We start from the raw sequence: 16,490 nt of genomic DNA on the forward strand, positions 1-16,490 counted from the left end.
TTGCCTCCTGCGAGCGGATCATTGGGCGCAGCCTTGCGCTGGGGCGGCGCGCTGATCTTGTCCTCCCTGGTGGCGGGGCTGGCAACGGCGCCCTTTGGTGCGGCGCATTTCAACACCCTGTCGCACTACGGGCTGATCGCCAATCTGGCTGCGGTGCCGGTCATGGGCGCGGTGGTGGTGCCGGGCGCGGTGCTGGCGCTCTGCCTTGCGCCCTTTGGCCTCAGCGCGATCGGGTTCTGGATAATGTCGCAGGGCATCGCCTGGATCCTGACCGTGGCAGAAACAGTGGCCAACTGGCCCGGCGCGCGCGGCTTTGTGGTGGCACCCGACGCCTGGATCTTGCCGGTCCTGGTGGCGGGGGGATTGATCCTGCTGCTTTGGCAGGGGCGGTTGCGCTGGGTCGGTCTGCTGCCGCTCTGCGCCGCACTTGCCGCCTGGCCGGCGTCAGAGCGCCCCAAGGTTTTGATCTCGGCGGATGGTGGTCTGGTCGGTGTGATGACGGAGCAGGGTCGCGCGCTCTCGCGCCCCAGTGGTAAAAGCTTCGTTGCCGGGATCTGGTTGGAAAACGATGGCGATGGCGCGACGCAACAGGAGGCATTCGACCGCTGGGCCGGGGATCCTGCCGGGAAGCTGCAACAGATCAACGCGCTCGGCCATACGTTCATTCATGCCATCGGCAAGACCGGCGCCAAGCAGCTCAGCAAGACCTGCCAGCCCCATCACGTGATTGTCCTGACGGTGGAGGCGGCTCCGCCCGATGGCGACTGTCTTGTGCTGACACCCGCATTGCTGCGCAAAAGCGGCGGTCTTGCCTTTGATGCTCAGGGCGCAATCACCGCTGCGGAAGACCCTCAACACCCGCGTCTGTGGTCGCAATAAGATCTGCGGCCACAGGCGCGGAATGTCGGGTCAATAGGTGCGGATCAAGCCAACCAGACGGCCCTGAACCTCGACCTTGTCATCCGGGTAAGCGCGCGTGGGATAGGCCTGGTTGGCGGCTTCCAGCTCGATCATGTTGCCCTTGCGGAAGAAGCGTTTCAGGGTGGCCTCGTGACCTTCGACCAGTGCCACGACGATATCGCCATTGTCGGCGGTGCCGGTTTCGCGGATCACCACCACATCCCCATCGTTGATGCCCGCCTCGATCATAGAGTCGCCCCGGACCTCCAGCGCGTAGTGCTGACCAGAGCTGGACAGCATGGCATTGGGAACAGCCACCTGGGCGGCGGCCTGATTGATCGCCTCGATCGGAACACCGGCGGCAATACGGCCCATGGTGGTGAGTTCGGTCACGCCGGAGGTGGTTATCGCGCTGGGGGCGGGGGGCGCATCGGGTTTGCCGCCCTCGATTACCTCGGGCTGAAAACCACCCTCCGGCGCGCCGCCGAGGCTCTCGGGAAGGCGCAGGATTTCGATGGCCCGGGCGCGATGGGCCAAGCGGCGGATAAATCCGCGTTCTTCGAGCGCAGTAATCAGCCGGTGAATGCCGGATTTGGAGCGCAGATCCAGCGCCACTTTCATCTCGTCAAAGCTGGGCGGGACGCCATCTCTTTGCAGGCGCTTATGGATGAACTCCAGCAGCTGTAGTTGCTTTTTCGTCAGCATAGCGATCCCCTCTGCACGGTGCTTTGCCAATATGTTCTAGTGATGTTCCCGTTTTGTGTCAACGCCTGCGAATGCCTGCGCCTGAAATCCCGCAGATCCCGAGAAGATCACAGCGGCAGATAGTCGATCATCTCGCCCGCCTCTGTGGCGGGGGCATGGGGCGGGCGCAGGAGCAGCACATCGGCGCTGGCCAGCACCGACAGCAGCGCGCTGTCTTGGCTGTCAAAGGCGCGCAGGTACTCCTGATCCCAGCACGCGCGCATGTAATGCTGGCGCGGGCCATTGGCGGGCAGGGCGGCGGCGAGCGGCGCCTGTTTCGGCACCTCGGCCTCGGTCGGCAGCCCAAGCATGGCGTGCAGCATCGGCACCACAAAGACCCGGCCGCAGACCATGGCAGAGACCGGATTTCCGGGCAGGCCGACCATCGCCTGATCCCCTAGACGACCCGCCATCAAGGGTTTGCCGGGGCGCATCGCGACCTTGTAAAAGGCGCGCTCCAGGCCGAGGCTTTGGGCCACGCCCGCGACCAGATCGTGATCGCCGACAGAGGCCCCCCCGATGGTCACCAGAAGATCCGCATCCTCGGCAAGAGCAAAGGCCATGCGCAGCGACGCCTCGGTATCGCGGGCGATCGGCAGCATGCGAACCTCGGCGCCGTGTGCTTCCAGCATCGCCTTGAGCCCAAAGGTATTGGAGACGATGATCTGATCCGGGCCGGGGGTCGCACCGGGCATCACCAGCTCGTCGCCAGTGGACATCAGCGCCACCACCGGGCGGCGGCGCACTGGAACCTCGGCGATGTTCATGGCGGCCAGTAGTGCGATATCCGGCGCCCGCAGCAGGCGCGGGGCCTCGACCGTCTGGCCGGAACGGAAATCACGGCCCCGGTCGCGGATATTGGCATTGTCGCCGGGCGCGTAAGTGATTGTGATGAGATCACCCTTGCGGCTCACATCCTCTTGAATGACCACGAAACTTGCACCCTCGGGCACCGGTGCGCCGGTGAAGATGCGCACCGCTTGTCCGGCGCCGACACGACCCTGAAACCCATGCCCGGCGGCGGCCTCGCCGATGACCTTGAACATGGCGTGCAGTTCGACCTCGGCGGCGTTCACCGCATAGCCATCCATCGCGGAGGCATCAAAGGGCGGCTGATCGCGACGCGCACTGACCGGCGCGGCCAGCACCCGCCCCGCAGCCTGCGCCAGCGGCACCACCTCCAGCTCGACGGGCGACACAAGATCCAGAAGGGCGGCGCGCGCCTCGGTGACAGATATCATGGTCTATGCCTCGTAGAGGCCGGATTTGCCGCCGTCTTTCAGCAGCACCCGGATGCCGTTGATTTCCATCGCCTTGTCCACTGCCTTGGCCATGTCATAGACGGTGAGGCAGGCGGTGGAAACGGCGGTGAGCGCTTCCATCTCGACGCCGGTCTGGCCGGTGGTCTTGACCGTGCTCTCGACCCGGATGCCGGGCAGGTCGGGATCGAGCGTCAGCTCTACTGCGACCTTGGTGATCGGCAGCGGGTGGCAGAGCGGGATCAGCGTCGAGGTCTGTTTTGCCCCCATGATGCCGGCAAGCCGCGCCACAGACAGGACATCGCCTTTCTTGGCGCGACCTTCTGAAATGATATCAAAGGTTTCGCGCGCCATCTTCACGCAGCCTTCGGCGACGGCGATGCGCGAGGTCACCGCCTTGTCGGAGACATCCACCATATGGGCGTCGCCCTTCTGGTCAAAATGGGTAAGCGACATCACATGGCTCCTTTCAGACGCCAGCGACCAGCGGATTGGCCAGCAGGGCGCGGGTGGCGGCGGCGACATCGTCCTGGCGCATCAGGCTCTCGCCAATGAGGAAGCTGCGCGCGCCGTAGCGGGCCATATCGGCCAGATCCTCGGGCGTGAACAAACCGCTTTCGCAGACAATGGCCCGACCGGGCGGCACCAGACGCGACAGATCCCGGGTGGTGTCCAGCGTGGTTTCAAAGGTCTTGAGGTTGCGGTTGTTGATGCCCATCAAAGGCGATTTCAACAGGCAGGCGCGGTCCAGCTCCTCGGCGTCATGCACCTCCAAAAGCACATCCATGCCCCAGTCAAAAGCGCAGGCTTCCAGTTCGGCTGCCTGCTCATCCGAGACTGTGGCCATGATGATAAGGATGCAATCGGCGCCAAGCGCGCGGGCCTCGGCGACCTGATAGGTGTCATACATGAAATCCTTGCGCAGGCAGGGCAGGTCGCACGCCTCGCGCGCCTCGATCAGAAACTCCTTGGCGCCCTGAAAGCTCGGCGTGTCGGTCAGCACCGAAAGGCAGGTCGCGCCACCTGCGGCATAGGCCTGCGCCAGCTCCGCGGGGTTGAAATCGTCGCGGATCAACCCTTTGGAGGGGCTGGCTTTCTTGATCTCCGCGATGAGCCCGTACCCCTCATGGGTGGCCTGTTGCAGCTTCTCGGCAAAGCCGCGAGTCGGAGAGGCGTCGCGGGCTTCCTCCTCGACGGCGCTGAGGGGTTTTGCGGCCTTGTCGGCGGCGACTTCCTCAAGCTTGTAGGCCTTGATCTTGTCCAGAATTGTCTGTGTCATCTGCGGCTGCTCCTCAGGGGGTCCATTGGATGGGTGGCTCACCGCGTTCAGCGAGCCAGCCGTTGATTTGTGAGAACGGGCGCGAGCCAAAAAAGCCGCGCCGGGCGGAAAGTGGAGACGGATGCGCCGTCTTCAGGATCAGGTGATCGCCGGGGCGGATATGCTTGGCGAGCGCCTGGGCCTGATTGCCCCAAAGAACATAGGCCGTTGGACGGCGAGAGCTATGATCGAGCACCTGATAGGCCAGCTCTTGCCAACCAAGCGCCTTGTGACCATTGGCCGCGCCGGCCGGCACCGAGAGCACCGTGTTCAGCAAGAGCACGCCCTGCCTGGCCCAGGGGCGCAGATCTCCATTCGGGGGACAACGCCCCAGATCGTCGGAAAGTTCCTGATAAATATTCCTCAGCGAGCGCGGCAGCGGCGTCACGTCCGGCTCGACAGAGAATGACAGCCCATGCGCATGGCCCGGGGTGGGATAGGGGTCCTGGCCCAGGATGACCACGCGGGTGGCCTCGGGGGGGGTCAGCTCCAGCGCCGCGAAACGCTGCGGGGCCGGGGGCAGGATCTGCCGGGTCTCCTGCGCCAGTGCGGATTGCACCCCGGGCCAGCGCTCGGAAAAGAAGGGCAGCTGCGCCCAGCCCCCGAGTGCGACCTCGGGGGAGATCTGCGTTTGGGCCTGACCCATTACGCGGCCTCGGAGGTGATCCGGGCGACCTCGGTGACCTTGTTCAGCGCGGCACCGCTGTCGATGCTCTCGATCGCGCGGGCAACGCCGTCCTTGAGCGACGCAACCGTGCCCGCGACCACCTGCGCGGCGGCCGAATTGAGCAGCACCGCGTCGCGATAGGCAGACGGGGCACCATTCAGGAGCGCGCGAAACGCCTGGGCATTGTCTGAAGGGCTGCCGCCGACGATCGACTCGAAGGGATGAACCGGCAGGCCGGCCTCTTCGGGGTGCAGTTCGAACTCGCGGATGCTGCCATCCTCTTCCAGCCCGGCGACCCAGCTGATGCCGGTGATGGTCAGCTCATCGGTGCCGTCGGAGCCATGCACCAGCCAGGCTTTCTCGGAGCCCAACTGGCCCAGCGTTTCCGCCATCGGGTGGATCAGATCACGGCTAAAGGCGCCGGTGAGCTGGCGTTTGACGCCCGCCGGATTGGTCAGCGGGCCGAGGATGTTGAAAATCGTCCGGGTGCCGAGTTCCTGCCGCGTCGGCATCACATGGGCAATCGCCGGGTGGTGCATCGGCGCCATCATAAAACCGATGCCAGTTTCTTGCAGCGAGGCCTCGACCACCTTGGGGCCAACCATGACCTTGATGCCCATTTCGCTGAGCGCATCCGCGGCGCCGGATTTGGACGACAGATTGCGGTTGCCGTGTTTGGCCACGGGCACGCCGGTGCCAGCCACCACAAAGGCCGTGGCGGTCGAGATGTTGAGCGTGCCCTTGCCGTCGCCGCCGGTGCCGACGATATCCATCGCCCCCGCCGGCGCCACGACCTTGTTGCATTTGGAGCGCATGACCGAGGCGGCGGCGGCATATTCACCCCCCGTTTCCCCGCGCGGGCGCAACGCCATCAAAAGCCCGCCGATCTGGCTCGGGGTGGCCTCGCCTTCAAACAGCGCGGTAAAGGCGATCTCGGCTTCGGCGCGGGTGAGCGGGCGGTCGGCTGAAATGCCGATCAGAGGTTTCAGCTGATCCGTCATGCCGGGACTTTCATATCGTTCAGGAAATTTTGCAGCAAGGCGTGGCCATGTTCAGACGCGATCGATTCCGGGTGGAATTGCACGCCATGGATCGGCAGCTCCTTGTGTTGAAGCCCCATGATGGTGCCATCTTCCAGCTCGGCGGTGATTTCCAGGCAATCGGGCAGGCTCTCGCGCTCCACCACCAGCGAATGATAGCGCGTCGCGGCAAAAGGAGAGGGCAGCCCTTTGAACAGGCCGATATCGTGGTGCTGTACCGTGCCCATCTTGCCATGCACGATCTCATGACAGCGCACGACCTTGCCGCCGAAGGCCTGACCGATGGTCTGATGGCCGAGGCAAACACCCATCAAGGGCGTGCGGGTCTCGGCAGCGGCCTCGGTCAGTGCGAGGCATATGCCGGCGTCATCGGGGGTGCAGGGTCCGGGGCTGAGCAAGATGCCCGCGGGCTTCATCGCCATGGCTTGCTGCACATCCAACGCATCGTTTCGCCAGACCTCGATCTCGGCGCCCAGCTCGCCAAGATAGTGCACGAGGTTGTAGGTGAAGGAGTCGTAGTTGTCGATTAGCAGCAACATCTTGGAACGCTCTTGTCAGGGTCTTTTATGGGTGGCGGGCAGGCACCGCGCCGAGATATAGTGAACGGAACCATACATGTTCAGGGATGCGCGGCAGCGTCAAGAGCACATCCAATATGCGATCATGCATATCCGGGGCCGACCATCCAAAAAACGCGCAGAACGGGCAAGAAGAGGCGAACAGGCATGCGAGGATTTCTGGGTGGCGTGAGTGCGGGAGCGCTGGTCGCGGTGACCGGCGCGGCGGTCTGGTCGCTGTCAACACCGCTGCCGGTGGTTGGCGTTGCGGGCGAGGTGCCCGATCTGGTTCTGACGCCCCGACAGGACACGCCGACCCCGGAAAGCGCCCCGCGCAATGATGCGGATCTGGTCGAAACAGCCCCGACTGGCCCCTCTGGTCCCTCCTCCGACGGGATCGAGGATCAAGGCTCCCTCGCTGATATCGTCACCGAAAGCGCCAGCCAGCCAGAAGCCACCATGGGCGTGGCCGATGTGGACGGCGATGAAAGCACCGGCACCGCGCCAGAAATTGCCGCCGACACCAGCGATACCGCTGAGCCCCCCGCAACCGCAGAGCGCGCCGCCCTGCCAGAGCCTGGCACGGACGAAACACCAGAGGTCCCCACAGCGCCCGCCGCGCCGCCGGCGGACACTCTGACGGACACAGTGGCGGAGCCCAGCATGCCGACGCCGGAGGCAGGCACCGAGTTGCCCGCGGCGCAGTCGCCGTCCTCTGATGCGGATCCCATCGCCGAGGTCGAGCTGCCCGGCTCCCTGCTCCCCGAGACCTTTGATGCGCCGGAGGCAACCCTGCCGCCGAGCATCACGACCCCCGCAGCGCCGCCGGTCCTGCGTTCGGACCAGGGCGAGACGGATGCCGAGGCCGACTCTGGTCTGGCGACCGACGAGAAGGATCTGCGCATCGCCGACCTGCCGCAGGCCACCGGCGACAGCGCCGAAGAGGGGCCCCGGATCGGCACCCGCGTCGTGCCCCTGACCGAACGCGACACCAGTGCCCTGCCGCTCGCCGATCCGCAGAGCACGCCCTTTGAGCGCAACAGCGAACCGGCGGCGGTGACGCCCGGCCTGCCGCTGATGTCGATCGTCCTGATCGAAGAGGAAGGCGCGGTTGGTGCGGAAGCCCTGGCGGAATTCCCCTATCCGCTGACCTTTGCGGTGGATCCCAGCGATCCCATGGCCGCCAAACGCATGGCAGAGCGGCGCGCCGATGGCTTCGAGGTCATGGTACTGGCGGATCTGCCCCGCGATGCCGGTCCCCAGGACGCAGAGACCGCCTTGCCGGTCTGGTTTGATCGTTTGCCAGAGACGATCGGCCTGCTCGAAGGGGTCACCAGCGGCGTTCAGGGCAATCGCGCCCTCGCTGACCAGGTGTCCGATATTGCGGGCGATCTCGGCTATGGGCTGGTGTTGCAGGACAACGGGCTAAATACGGTGCAGAAAATGGCGCTGCGTGATGGCGTGCCCGCCGGGGTTGTGTTCCGCGACTTTGATGGTGCCGGCCAGGATCCCCGCGCGATGCGGCGCTTTCTCGATCAGGCGGCCTTTCGGGCCGGACAGGAAGGCGCGGTGATCATGCTGGGGCGGCTGAAACCGGATACGATCTCGGCGCTGCTGATCTGGGGGCTTCAGGATCGCGCCGAGCGGGTGACATTGGTGCCGGTCTCCGCCAGCCTGAAACGGTTGCAAAACCCGACTGCGGAATAATCTGCAAAATAACCGCAGATCTTTATAAATAGGGTATTTCGCGCCATTTCGCGCGGATACCAATATTGAATCGCAAATAAGAAATTCCATTCTCCATTTGTTAAGGCGCTTTGACAATCTTGGCGGCATGAATTGACTCTTGAAGGGTGCCCGCATGTTTCGCCACATCCACATGAAAGTCCGGTTGATGGTATCCGGCATTGTTTGTATTTTTGCGGTTCTCGTGCTGTCAGCCATGGCGATCTACAGCCTCTGGCAAAGCGAGAAAGAACTGGTCAAACAGATCAGCCTCAGCCAGACCTTGATGAAAGAGATGTCGATGGACATGCTCCACGACGCCATTGAGGCAACCGTGTTTCAGGCCCTGGTCCTTGGCGAATCTACGCCGCCGGAACAACGGGCGGCGATCCTTGCACAGCTTGACGAGGATGCGGATACGCTGACCCGCGCACTGAACAATCTCCAGTCCATCAACATGAGCGATGAGCTGCGCGAAGAGATCGACGTGGTGGCAAAGGACTTCCCGATTTTCATTAACCACGCCAAAAAAATCACCAACCTGTCGTTTGAAAACAAAGAACAGGCGATTGCGGCACTCCCGGACTTTATGTCCGCTTTCAATAAGCTCGAAGCCGACCTGGCGCCGCTGAGCGAGCGAATTCAGGGCATTGCATCCTCGTCTGCGCAGAAAGCGAAAAAACACGACGATGCGATGTTGCTCGGGAATGTGCTGTTTTCGGGATTTATGATTGTGATCATGCTGCTGAATGTGCGCAATATCACCAATAGTATCACCAAGCCGATCGAACGCATGCGGGCAGCACTCAAGGAGGTCGCCGAGGGCGATTTCGGCCTCAAGATCGCTGACATCATGCGCGGTGATGACTTTGGCGACATTGCGCGCGATATTGATGCGGTGTCAGATCGGGTGCTTGCCGCTTTTGAAGAGCAGGCCGAACAGCGCCGCCAAGGCGAAAAGATCATCCTTCGGTTGCGCGATGGGCTCAAGCGCCTTTCCAACGGTGATCTGGGTGACCGCATCGAAGAACCGTTCAACGAAACCTATGACCCGCTGCGCATCCATTACAATGAAACGGTGGATCGCCTGAACGAACTGGTTGCCGCCGTGGTCGATGCCAGCCGACGGATTCGGGCGCAATCGGATAAGATCAGCGCAGATTCCCATGACCTGTCGCGCCGGACCGAAAGCCAGGCCGCCACGCTGGAGGAAACCGCCGCCGCGTTGGAACAGATGACAGCCAGCGTGCGTACATCTGCGGAGAACGCACAACAGATCGAAGGCGCGGTGGCACAGGCCCGAAGCGAAGTGGAGCGCAGCGGCGAAGTCGTCCAAGGGGCGGTCACTGCAATGGATGCGATCGAAGCCTCCTCCGAGAAGATCTCTCAGATCATCGGGGTGATTGACGATATCGCCTTTCAGACCGGTCTGCTGGCCTTGAATGCCGGGGTCGAGGCCGCGCGCGCAGGAGAGGTCGGGCGCGGTTTCGCGGTGGTCGCCTCGGAGGTGCGGGTGCTGGCGCATCGGGCCTCTGATGCGGCGAATGAAATCAAGACCTTGATCGAGGACAGCAGCAACCATGTGCAGGAAGGTGTCGCACGGGTGAATGGCACCGGCGAGGCGCTGACCGGGGTGATCAGCCATGTCACCAATATCACAGAACTGATGTCAGGCATCTCCAACGAAGCCTCGGAACAGGCGCAGGGGATCAGCGAGGTCAACATCGGGGTGTCGCAACTGGATCAGGTCACCCAGGAAAATGTGTCGATGGTCGAAACCTCCGACCAGGCCATCCAGGTCATGAATCGCGAGGCCGTTCAACTCGCCGATCTGGTTGGCCAGTTCAAGTTGCGCAGCGCCGAGGACAAACAGGATACGGTCTGGCTTGAACTCGAAGCCGAAAGCGGCGCCCCCATCGTCAAGAGCGCGTGATCATCAGGGCACGATAAGACCGCCAACAAAGCAAAACCGCTGCGCAGATCCTGCGGAGCGGTTTTACGGAAAGACCCAAAATCCCTCAGCGCATCAGGGCCTGCGGCGTTCACCGTCAGCGATTGCCATTGCCGGTAAAACGGGCGGCATCTGCGGCCGCGCGGCGGATGGCGTTGGATTTATGCACGGTCTGGATCGCTGTCATAGACAACGCCGCCGCCGGCCTGAATATAAAGCTTTTGATCCTGCACGATGGCGGTCCGCAGGGCGATGCACATATCCATATCGCCACCGGCGCTGAAATAGCCAACACCGCCACCGTAGACACCACGTTTTTCCGGCTCCAGCTCGTCGATGATCTCCATCGCGCGCACTTTGGGCGCGCCGGATACGGTGCCTGCGGGCATGCCGGCAAAGAAGGCATCCAGCGCGTCTTTGTCTTCGTTGAGCTCGCCCACCACATTCGACACGATATGCATCACATGGCTGTAGCGCTCGATGATGAACTCTTCGGTCGGACGCACGGTGCCGATCTTGGCCACGCGCCCCACATCATTGCGACCCAGATCCAGCAGCATGAGATGCTCTGCCAGCTCTTTCTTATCGGCGAGAAGGTCCTGTTCCAGCGCCTTGTCTTCCTCGGGCGTCGCGCCACGGGGGCGAGTGCCGGCGATCGGGCGGATGGTGACCTCATTGCCAAAGACCCGCACCAGGATTTCCGGGCTGGCGCCAACCACCTGAAAGCCGCCGAAGTTGAAATAAAACATAAAGGGCGAGGGGTTGGTGCGCCGGAGTGAGCGATAAAGCGCGAAGGGCGGTTGCGGAAAGTCCTGGGTCCAGCGCTGCGCAGGCACCACCTGAAAGATATCACCGGCGCGGATATAGTCCTTGGCCTTCTCCACCGCAGCCATGTAGCCGTCCTTGGTGAAATTGGACACCGGCGCACCGGCCTCCAGTGCATCGCCGAGGTCGCGGGTCTCGGCGGGCATGGCGCGCTCCAGATCGCGCACAGCATCCATCACCCGCTCGGCGGCCTGCGCATAGGCGGCGCGCGGCGATTGGCCATCGCTGAACCAGGCGGGGGAGACCACGGTGACCTCGCCCTTGACCCCGTCAAGAACCGCCACGACCGAGGGGCGGATCATCACCGCATCGGGCAGGCCAAGCGGATCGGGGTTCACGTTGGGCAGATGCTCCACATGGCGGATCATGTCATAGCCAAGATAGCCAAACAGCCCGGCGGCGGCCTGCGGCAGATCGTCGGGCAGATCCATCCGGCTCTCGGCCAGAAGCGCGCGAAGCGTGTCGAGGGGATTGCCGGCAAGCTCTTCAAAACTCTCGGAGTCAAAGCGCGCCTGACGGTTGAGCTCTGACGTCTTGCCCCGGGAACGCCAGATCAGGTCGGGCTTCATGCCGATGATGGAATAGCGCCCGCGCACCTCCCCGCCGGTCACCGACTCGAGGATGAAGGCATCCTTTTGCGCGCCGGTGAGCTTCAGCATCAGGGAAACGGGCGTATCCAGATCGGCGGCGAGCCGGGTATAGACCACCTGGTTTTCACCGGCCTCATAGGCGGCGGCGAAACTGTCAAATTCGGGGATCAGGGCCATAGGGGGTGCGCCTAGAACTTGAGGGGTTACTGAAAGGACGCGTGAACGGCATTCACGGCCTGTTGATTGATCTGCGGACGGGCCTCGGCCTGCACCGCCTGCATGTAGATCGTGAAGATCTCGTTTGACAGCGATTGATCGAGCTGCTCGCTCAGCGCCTGCGACAGGAAGGTCATGTCATCGCTGGTATCGGGCGGCAGGATCTCGTCGAGGCGCACGACCACCGTGGCCTCGGCATCAGAGACAACGCGGGTCTCGTTCGGGGTCATCTCAAAGACCTCGGTCATCAGATCCACCGGCGTCTGGTCAATATAGGCGGTGCGGGTCTGGCCGGTTTGGGTCACCACATCGCGGTCTTCGGGGAATTGACCGTCATTGGCGTCGACGGCGTCCTTCAGCACCTCGGCCTCGGCATTGAGCGCCTCTGCGACGCGCTCGGCTTTGACGGCGGCGGTCACGGCGGGCAGGGCGGCGTCATAGGGTTGCGGACGCTGGGGCAGCACCTCGTCGAGGCGCAGCGCGAAGAGGCTACCATCGTCGAGAAAGGCGACGGCCGGGAAATCATCCATGGTGACCGCCTGAGCCGCCTCGCGGAAGGTGTCATAGGCGGCGATATCGTCGGTGCTGTCGGCGGTCCAGTCGATGCGACCGAGTTCAACGCCCTCCTCTTCGGCGGCGAGCTCCTCAAGGGTTTGACCGCCCGCGAGCCGGTCGTCGATCTCCTCGGAGCGGCTCTCGATCACCCGGCGGGCGCGGTCCAGCGCCAGCTCTTCGCGCAGCTCGGGAAGCGCATCCTCATAAGAGGTGTACTTGGCCTCCAGAACACCATTCACCCGAAACAGCCCCGGTCCCAGATCCGTGGGGAACGGGCCCACGACGTCACCGATCTGAGCCGCAAACACGCCATCACCCGCCGCGCCGAGCGCCTCTTTGGAGAGATCGCCGAGATCAATATCGGCGAGGGTCAGACCACGGTCCTGCACCAGGGTTTCAAAGGTGGTGCCAGCGACATCCAGCTGTGCCTTGGCGGTTTTGGCGGCGTCCTCATCGGCAAAGACCAGGCGTTCAACCAGGCGGCGCTCGGGGATGTTGAACTCCGCGTCGCGCTTTTTATAGAGATCTTGCAGCGCGGTCTCGTCCACCTCGACCGTATCCACCAGCGCATCGGGGCGCAGAGTGATATAGGTGATCACCTTGGTCTCCGGCAGGGTGAAGATGTCGCTATGGGTGTCATAATAGGACTGTAGCTCTTCGTCGCCCGGCTCGGCGGTGGTCAGCGCCAGATCATCCGCGGAGAGGCGCACATAGGAAAAGCTGCGCCGCGCGCCGATATAATCCGTCAGCGTTTCGCCCAGAATCGCCGGCATTTTGACACCGCCGGTGACGGCGCCCTGCACGAGGGTGCGGGCGGTCTCGGAGCGGATGTCGGCTTCAAAACCGCTCTCGCTCAGACCGGCGTTATCTAGTGCGAATTTATAGGTGTCGCGGTCAAACTTGCCGTCGGGGCCATGAAAGGCCTGGATCTGGGTGATTTCCTTCAGCAGGGTCTGATCGCCGACCGAGAGGCCCAGATTATGCACCTCGTTGTCCAGCGCCGCGGCAGAGACAAGCCCCGCCAGCACGCCGCGATCAACGCCCATTGTGATCAGCTGCGAGAGCGGCACCGCCTGGCCGGACTGCGCCTGAATGGCGCGCTGTTCCTGCTGGAGCGCGCGGGCATATTCGTCCACCGTGACTTCGGCACTGCCAACGGTGGCGAGCGTGCGATTGGTGCCGGTCACGTTGATCGCGCCAAAGCCGGCAAGCCCCACGAACAACAGACCCATGAGGATCCAAACGAAGGTCTTGGAAAGGTTTTTCATGCCTGCGGCCCTTTGTGTCGTCTTTTTGCGGCGCACCGGAGCGTTCGACGGCCCGGGCGGCCCTGTTCTGCCGAGCGGATCGGCTATGTCCTGTCGCCGCCCTGAATACGCGTCTGCCTGCCGAGGGGCAAGCAGAGAGGGCGGCGGATATGTAGTATTCGTGCTGTTGGCTCAGCCGTCAAACGCGGCGAGACGGGCGAGCATCTCTTTGATGCCGTCGCGATCCACATTGGCAAATGCAATGCGGAACTGGCGCTGCCCTTCCGGCGCGCCCTCGGGGGTGAACATACTGCCGGGCAGCATCAATACGCCCTTGGCGCGCAACAGGCGCTGCGCGATCTCATCCGATGTCTGCGTGAAGGGATGTTCGACATAGGCAAAATAGGCGCCACTGCCCAGAAGCCGCCAGCCCTTTGCCGCGAGCGGCGCAAAACCTTCCTCAATAGCGGCGCGCCGGTCCAGAATCTCGACCCGTTCACCGGCCAGCCAATCGTCGAGGTTCTCGATCCCCCAGCGCGCGCCGATCTGGCCGAGCTGCGCCGGGCAGATGGTGACGGTGTCGAGGAACTTCTCCATCTCGACCAACCGCTCCGGCCCCGCCACAATCGCACCAACCCGGTGACCAGTGAGGCGATAAGCCTTTGAGAAAGAATAGAGATGCACCAGAGTGCCGGGCCAATCCTCGCGTTGAAACAGGTGGTGGGGCGGCCCGCTCCGGCTGTCAAAATCGCGATAGGTCTCATCCACGATCAGGGTCAGCCCGTGACGCTGCGCCAGGCAAAAGAACGCATCCAGCAGCTCGGCGGGGTATTCCACACCGCAAGGGTTGTTCGGCGTCACCAAGGCGATGGCCCGGGTGCGCGCGGTGATCAGCGCCTCGGCTTGGGCAGGGTCGGGCAGCATGTCACCGCCGACCTGAAGGGGCAGGGTGGTGACGCCCTGCATGTCCAGCCACATTTTGTGATTGAAGTACCAGGGCGTCGGCAGGATGACCTCGTCGCCCTCGCCGCAGATGCTCTGGATGGTGGCGGCAAAGGCCTGATTGCAGCCCGATGTGATGGCGATATTTGCCGCCGTGAAGGGCGCCTCATAGTGGCGTTGCATCTGCCCAGCCAATGCCGCGCGCAGATCATCATTGCCCAGCACCGGCCCATAAAGATGCGCGCTGGTCTGGGTGAGCACGGCCTCGGCCATGGCCTGACGCAGACCATCAGGGGGCGGATCCGCCGGGGCGGCCTGGCTGAGGTTCAAGAGCGGTTGATCCTCGGGAAAGGCGAGCCCCTGAAGCCAGCGCCGCGATTCCACGATCGGCGAGACGAAAGTGGCTTCGGTTCTGGTGCGGGTCATCGGGGGCATCCTTTGATCTGGGGCGAGAGCAAGCCGTTCGGCCAGCGGCATTAGGGCGATTTCACGCGACACTTGCAAGGGGCACAAGGCCCCGCCGCGCAAAGAAAAAGCGCGCCGGTTGGGGCGCGCTTTGACAGGGTGAGACGCTTGAGCGGATCAATCGGTGCCGCGATAGGGCTCGACATATTGCAGGGCCATATCCCAGGGGAAAAAGATCCAGGTGTCCTGGCTCACGCCGGTGATGAAGGTATCCACCTGCGGCTCGCCCTGCGGTTTGGCATAGACGGTGGCGAAATGCGCCTGCGGATAAAGCTCGCGCACCAGTTCCAGCGTCTTGCCCGAGTCAACCAGATCATCGACGATCAGAATGCCGGTGCCATCCCCCATCATCGCGGCATCCGGGCTCTTCAGCACTTCCGCTTCGCGCCGCTGATCGGCCTTGCCACCGCCGGAGTGATAGGATTTGACGCTGATGGTATCGACGGTGCGAATGTCCAGCTCGCGGGCGACAATCATCGCCGGGGCCATGCCGCCGCGCGTGATCGCCACAACGGCGCGCCAATGGCCATCGTCCGGGCCCAGACCATCCAACCGCCAGGCCAGCGCGCGGCTGTCCCGGTGGATCTGGTCCCAGGAGATGTGAAACCCTTTTTCATGGGGCAGGCGGCTTGTGTCCTTGGTGCTCATCTGGGTCAGCCTTTCTCGATATCCGGGGCATCCACGGCCTTCATGCCGACCACGTGATAGCCCGCATCCACGTGCAAATTCTCGCCGGTGACGCCGGAGGCCAGGTCCGACAGCAGATAGAGCGCGGATTTTCCCACGTCATCGGTGGTCACATTGCGGCGCAGGGGCGAGTTATACTCGTTCCATTTCATGATGTAGCGGAAGTCACCAATGCCGGAAGCCGCCAGCGTCTTGATCGGGCCGGCAGAGATCGCATTGACGCGGATCCCGTCTTTGCCCAGATCCTCCGCCAGATATTTGACCGAAGCCTCCAGCGCGGCTTTGGCCACACCCATGACGTTATAATGCGGCATCACCTGCTCGGCGCCGTAATAGGTCAGCGTCAGCATGGAGCCGCCTTCGGTCATCAGCTTCTCGGCGCGCTTGGCAACGGCGGTGAAGGAATAGACCGAGATATCCATGGTCATGGTGAAGTTGTCGCGGCTGGTATCCACATAGCGGCCGCGCAGCTCGGATTTGTCGGAAAAGCCGATGGCGTGAACGATAAAGTCCAGCTTGCCCCATTTTTCCGCCAGCGCCGCGAAGAGCGCATCCATGGAGGCCTCGTCGGAGACATCGCAGGGCAGCACGATATCGCTGCCAAGTTGCGCCGCAAGCGGATCGACCCGCTTCTTCAGCGCGTCGCCCTGATAGGAGAACGCAAGCTCCGCCCCGGCCTCGGCGCAGGCTTTGGCAATGCCCCACGCGATAGATTTGTCATTGGCAAGGCCCATGATCAGGCCGCGCTTACCGGCCATCAGTTGACTAGACATGCAGGTTCTCCGCCTGTGATCGTTGAATG

At 63.1% G+C, this 16,490-nt stretch carries 14 protein-coding genes and 1 pseudogene; 3 read left to right on the forward strand and 12 right to left on the reverse strand.

The window, feature by feature from the left end:
• Positions 1-879, forward strand: an 879-nt coding sequence (locus tag HCZ87_RS04465; protein WP_167642574.1) for a ComEC/Rec2 family competence protein, incomplete at its 5' end; no start/stop codon positions are given.
• A gap of 30 nt (positions 880-909) precedes the next feature.
• Here HCZ87_RS04465 and lexA read toward each other — a convergent pair.
• From lexA to HCZ87_RS04500, 7 genes are all read right to left on the reverse strand, one after another.
• Entirely contained in the window at positions 910-1,605 is a 696-nt protein-coding gene (lexA, locus tag HCZ87_RS04470) for a transcriptional repressor LexA (RefSeq protein WP_167642575.1), read from the reverse strand.
• A gap of 107 nt (positions 1,606-1,712) precedes the next feature.
• Positions 1,713-2,885, reverse strand: coding sequence for a gephyrin-like molybdotransferase Glp (gene glp / locus HCZ87_RS04475; RefSeq protein ID WP_167642576.1), 1,173 nt, complete (start codon positions 2,883-2,885; stop codon positions 1,713-1,715).
• A 3-nt stretch (positions 2,886-2,888) separates the two neighbouring features.
• Positions 2,889-3,359, reverse strand: a complete 471-nt coding sequence (gene moaC / locus HCZ87_RS04480; RefSeq protein ID WP_167642577.1) for a cyclic pyranopterin monophosphate synthase MoaC — start codon at positions 3,357-3,359, stop codon at positions 2,889-2,891.
• 13 nt (positions 3,360-3,372) lie between these two features.
• The gene (gene trpC / locus HCZ87_RS04485; protein WP_167642578.1) at positions 3,373-4,182 is read right to left on the reverse strand and encodes an indole-3-glycerol phosphate synthase TrpC; all 810 of its coding nucleotides are present in this window, start codon (positions 4,180-4,182) and stop codon (positions 3,373-3,375) included.
• Positions 4,183-4,195: 13 nt separating this feature from the next.
• A complete protein-coding gene (locus tag HCZ87_RS04490) occupies positions 4,196-4,867 on the reverse strand; it encodes a uracil-DNA glycosylase (RefSeq protein ID WP_167642579.1) in 672 nt (223 codons plus the stop codon).
• Complete coding sequence (gene trpD, locus HCZ87_RS04495; protein ID WP_167642580.1) at positions 4,867-5,889, reverse strand: anthranilate phosphoribosyltransferase; 1,023 nt, start codon at positions 5,887-5,889, stop codon at positions 4,867-4,869. Before trpD ends, HCZ87_RS04490 begins: the two co-directional genes overlap by 1 nt.
• Positions 5,886-6,467, reverse strand: a complete 582-nt coding sequence (locus tag HCZ87_RS04500) for an aminodeoxychorismate/anthranilate synthase component II (RefSeq protein WP_167642581.1) — start codon at positions 6,465-6,467, stop codon at positions 5,886-5,888. Before HCZ87_RS04500 ends, trpD begins: the two co-directional genes overlap by 4 nt.
• A gap of 186 nt (positions 6,468-6,653) precedes the next feature.
• Here HCZ87_RS04500 and HCZ87_RS04505 point away from each other — a divergent pair, with 186 nt between their 5' ends.
• Both HCZ87_RS04505 and HCZ87_RS20850 read left to right on the forward strand, forming a co-directional pair.
• Complete coding sequence (locus tag HCZ87_RS04505) at positions 6,654-8,192, forward strand: divergent polysaccharide deacteylase family protein (RefSeq protein ID WP_167642582.1); 1,539 nt, start codon at positions 6,654-6,656, stop codon at positions 8,190-8,192.
• A 154-nt stretch (positions 8,193-8,346) separates the two neighbouring features.
• The gene (locus HCZ87_RS20850) at positions 8,347-10,143 is read left to right on the forward strand and encodes a methyl-accepting chemotaxis protein (RefSeq protein ID WP_217701939.1); all 1,797 of its coding nucleotides are present in this window, start codon (positions 8,347-8,349) and stop codon (positions 10,141-10,143) included.
• A gap of 115 nt (positions 10,144-10,258) precedes the next feature.
• On the opposite strand, the pseudogene trpE reads toward HCZ87_RS20850, so the two are convergent.
• The 5 genes and pseudogenes from trpE to fabI form a co-directional block, all read right to left on the reverse strand.
• Positions 10,259-11,753: pseudogene (gene trpE / locus HCZ87_RS04515) on the reverse strand (anthranilate synthase component I).
• A gap of 26 nt (positions 11,754-11,779) precedes the next feature.
• A complete protein-coding gene (locus HCZ87_RS04520) occupies positions 11,780-13,615 on the reverse strand; it encodes a peptidylprolyl isomerase (protein WP_167642583.1) in 1,836 nt (611 codons plus the stop codon).
• A gap of 171 nt (positions 13,616-13,786) precedes the next feature.
• The gene (locus tag HCZ87_RS04525) at positions 13,787-14,962 is read right to left on the reverse strand and encodes an aminotransferase (protein WP_167642584.1); all 1,176 of its coding nucleotides are present in this window, start codon (positions 14,960-14,962) and stop codon (positions 13,787-13,789) included.
• A gap of 156 nt (positions 14,963-15,118) precedes the next feature.
• On the reverse strand, positions 15,119-15,649 hold the full coding sequence (gpt, locus tag HCZ87_RS04530; RefSeq protein ID WP_167642585.1) for a xanthine phosphoribosyltransferase: 531 nt from the start codon (positions 15,647-15,649) through the stop codon (positions 15,119-15,121).
• Between the two features lie 5 nt (positions 15,650-15,654).
• Positions 15,655-16,461 carry an enoyl-ACP reductase FabI gene (gene fabI, locus HCZ87_RS04535; RefSeq protein ID WP_167642586.1) on the reverse strand — a complete coding sequence of 269 codons (807 nt, stop codon included), beginning with the start codon at positions 16,459-16,461 and terminating at the stop codon, positions 15,655-15,657.
• Positions 16,462-16,490 lie beyond the last annotated feature (29 nt).

This window comes from Phaeobacter sp. HF9A, from assembly GCF_011806385.1.
In the GTDB taxonomy this organism is placed as follows: Bacteria; Pseudomonadota; Alphaproteobacteria; order Rhodobacterales; family Rhodobacteraceae; genus Epibacterium.

Excerpts from the sequence above, each read along its gene's own strand:
- lexA (WP_167642575.1), bottom strand. The coding sequence starts at position 1,605 with ATGCTGACGAAAAAGCAACTACAGCTGCTGGAGTTCATCCATAAGCGC.
- glp (WP_167642576.1), bottom strand. The coding sequence starts at position 2,885 with ATGATATCTGTCACCGAGGCGCGCGCCGCCCTTCTGGATCTTGTGTCG.
- moaC (WP_167642577.1), bottom strand. The coding sequence starts at position 3,359 with ATGTCGCTTACCCATTTTGACCAGAAGGGCGACGCCCATATGGTGGAT.
- trpC (WP_167642578.1), bottom strand. The coding sequence starts at position 4,182 with ATGACACAGACAATTCTGGACAAGATCAAGGCCTACAAGCTTGAGGAA.
- HCZ87_RS04490 (WP_167642579.1), bottom strand. The coding sequence starts at position 4,867 with ATGGGTCAGGCCCAAACGCAGATCTCCCCCGAGGTCGCACTCGGGGGC.
- trpD (WP_167642580.1), bottom strand. The coding sequence starts at position 5,889 with ATGACGGATCAGCTGAAACCTCTGATCGGCATTTCAGCCGACCGCCCG.
- HCZ87_RS04500 (WP_167642581.1), bottom strand. The coding sequence starts at position 6,467 with ATGTTGCTGCTAATCGACAACTACGACTCCTTCACCTACAACCTCGTG.
- HCZ87_RS04505 (WP_167642582.1), top strand. The coding sequence starts at position 6,654 with ATGCGAGGATTTCTGGGTGGCGTGAGTGCGGGAGCGCTGGTCGCGGTG.
- HCZ87_RS20850 (WP_217701939.1), top strand. The coding sequence starts at position 8,347 with ATGTTTCGCCACATCCACATGAAAGTCCGGTTGATGGTATCCGGCATT.
- HCZ87_RS04520 (WP_167642583.1), bottom strand. The coding sequence starts at position 13,615 with ATGAAAAACCTTTCCAAGACCTTCGTTTGGATCCTCATGGGTCTGTTG.
- HCZ87_RS04525 (WP_167642584.1), bottom strand. The coding sequence starts at position 14,962 with ATGACCCGCACCAGAACCGAAGCCACTTTCGTCTCGCCGATCGTGGAA.
- gpt (WP_167642585.1), bottom strand. The coding sequence starts at position 15,649 with ATGAGCACCAAGGACACAAGCCGCCTGCCCCATGAAAAAGGGTTTCAC.
- fabI (WP_167642586.1), bottom strand. The coding sequence starts at position 16,461 with ATGTCTAGTCAACTGATGGCCGGTAAGCGCGGCCTGATCATGGGCCTT.